This window comes from Pedobacter ghigonis (assembly GCF_903166585.1).
Taxonomy (GTDB): domain Bacteria; phylum Bacteroidota; class Bacteroidia; order Sphingobacteriales; family Sphingobacteriaceae; genus Pedobacter; species Pedobacter ghigonis.
On sequence record NZ_CAESCM010000034.1, the window covers coordinates 1 to 2,197 of the forward strand.

The window sequence follows — 2,197 nt, forward strand, 5'->3', positions numbered from 1 at the left end:
GGTAATTATTACTATTGGAAAACGACACACCAAACGAAGTTATTCTGACAAACCGCCGTATACCGAACGGTACGTACGGTGGTGTGAGGAGACAGCAGGGAAACTAATCCCCTGCTTCTTACTCGATTAGTCTTTCTGTTAAAATTATTTGGAATGAGGTTCAGCGAGTTACATAATTATAGCATAAAATGTTGCTTGTTATAGTGATAAACCAAATTTAGTCCCTATATTTGCAATCCCGAAAGGGGAAAGAGGTTCTAACTTTAAAGAGGAACAAAAGGAGTGGTAGTTCAGCTGGTTAGAATGCCTGCCTGTCACGCAGGAGGTCGCGGGTTCGAGTCCCGTCCATTCCGCAACAAAAGCCTTAACTTGAAAAAGTTGAGGCTTTTTTGTTTCATAGCTTTTTTGCCTGGTTGTAGGATGAAATGGAATGAATGGCGTCTGCCGGGTCAGTTTTCGGATTTGGCGCGTACTACACTTAAATTTATCTTAAACGCACCCCTTTAGAAGTTTGTGTCTTATCTATCTTTGATACATGGGGTTGCAGAATAAACAAAAGCCAGTTCCGGGCGGTTTATCAATTGCAATCATTTGGCTGTTGTTTTTAGGCTAAGTAGTGGTTAAATTATATAAATTGAATGCGATATCATGAAAACAAGAAAGATATGAGCGAATTTGGCTGTGGTTGATTTGGTACAAACTACCCGGTTTTTTTACACTGAAATTGGTTTTAAGCCAAATGGTGTCTCTAAAGATTTAACCAGTTTTTTGGTTGGGGAGAGTAATTTCGTAATTCACTTCTTTTTAAAAGATGTGCTTAAGCCAAACATTCATGGAGAGCTGGTTGATCTGCAGCAGGGGAATGAAGTGGTGTTTACGCTTTCCGCGGGCAGCAAGGTTGAAGTGAATGAATGGGCTGAAGAAATTGATAGGGCAGGCGGAAAGCTGATTTCTAAACCAGAAGAATTTGGTGAGGGCTATTATGGTTTTGTTTTCTGCGATCCCGACGGGCATAAGTTCAATGTCTTTTACATGGATGGGCTGACTTAAGCCAGCAGGTAAGTGTTATTGTATAGCTAAATACGTATGCTATAATTATATGCAAAGCAATTCAGTACAAATAAACAGTTGACATTTTTAACATATATATAGTATGGTTCCTAATGTGGTAACTTATTCTTTTCGGTATTGCTTTTATATATGCTTTATATAGTATAATTCATTTTTCTTTTATATGAAAAGCAATGCCTGTACTACTATATAGGTATTCCCGTCCTTTCTTCAAATCCTCTCTCGATTGAAATATCGGGATGCGGGTTTTTCACTCCGGCCGGGTTTAGGTGGCTGGGGCGGTGCAAGACGGGTCGTCATGGCGCACAAAAAGCAAAAACCGCCTTTAAACCTTAATTCTTTTACCTGCTTAGTTATGAAAAAAAGCATAGTGCATGGGGCTAAGGGCCTATAATCGTGGAAATGGCTTTGCGTGCTCCGTGCTTTTCGTCGCGCCCTCTATGGTTAAAAGCACCTTGCAAAGCCAGCCTAACAAGCTAAAGCGCCAATTGTTTGGTTCCCCGCAACATTATTTCCTGCTGTAAACCAATTATTTAGCCGAATTCCCTCAAAAAAACCTTCAAATCCATTTGTGGGTGTTGTGATTTTTCCTACCTTTGCAACCCGCTCGGAAGGAGAGGGAGTTAATTGAAAAGCGTACAATAGAGAAGATGGGGCAGGATTTATTTTAAAATAAAGCTTGCAGGAAGGAAAAAGATTGTTACCTTTGCAGCCCGCTCCGGAAGGAAAGGGAAGCTAAATAAAATTAGCGTATTGAAATAGCGAAGAAAGGGAAAAAAGGAAACGAAAAAATAAAAATTATTTTATTTGGAAGTTAAAAAAAGATTCCTACCTTTGCACTCCCAACCGAAAGGAAGGGCAAAAAAGCTGAGCGGCGGATGTCGCAAACAGCAAACAAAAAAAGATTGAAACAGGCGAAAACTGAAGGCTGGACAAGAAAGACCGGCTGAAACCAACACCTGAAGATATATAGAAAGGCGGCCGCGAGGTTTTTGCCGAATAAGTTCTTAAAAGAGATGTCAATGTAGCGAAAGCGGGTTTAATGAAGTACTGGTCGAAGTACATGATTAAGGAGCTTTATTTTAAAGGTGATGTCTAACAGACAAAACAAAAGAAGACTATTTTT

1 protein-coding gene and 1 tRNA gene are annotated in these 2,197 nt (G+C 39.9%); both read left to right on the forward strand.

Going from position 1 to position 2,197, the window contains the following annotated elements; genetic code table 11:
• Positions 1-279 precede the first annotated feature (279 nt).
• Positions 280-353: transfer RNA gene (locus HWV58_RS24205), tRNA-Asp, on the forward strand.
• A gap of 337 nt (positions 354-690) precedes the next feature.
• Complete coding sequence (locus HWV58_RS24210) at positions 691-1,050, forward strand: VOC family protein (protein WP_217707066.1); 360 nt, start codon at positions 691-693, stop codon at positions 1,048-1,050.
• The last annotated feature ends 1,147 nt before the right edge of the window (positions 1,051-2,197 follow it).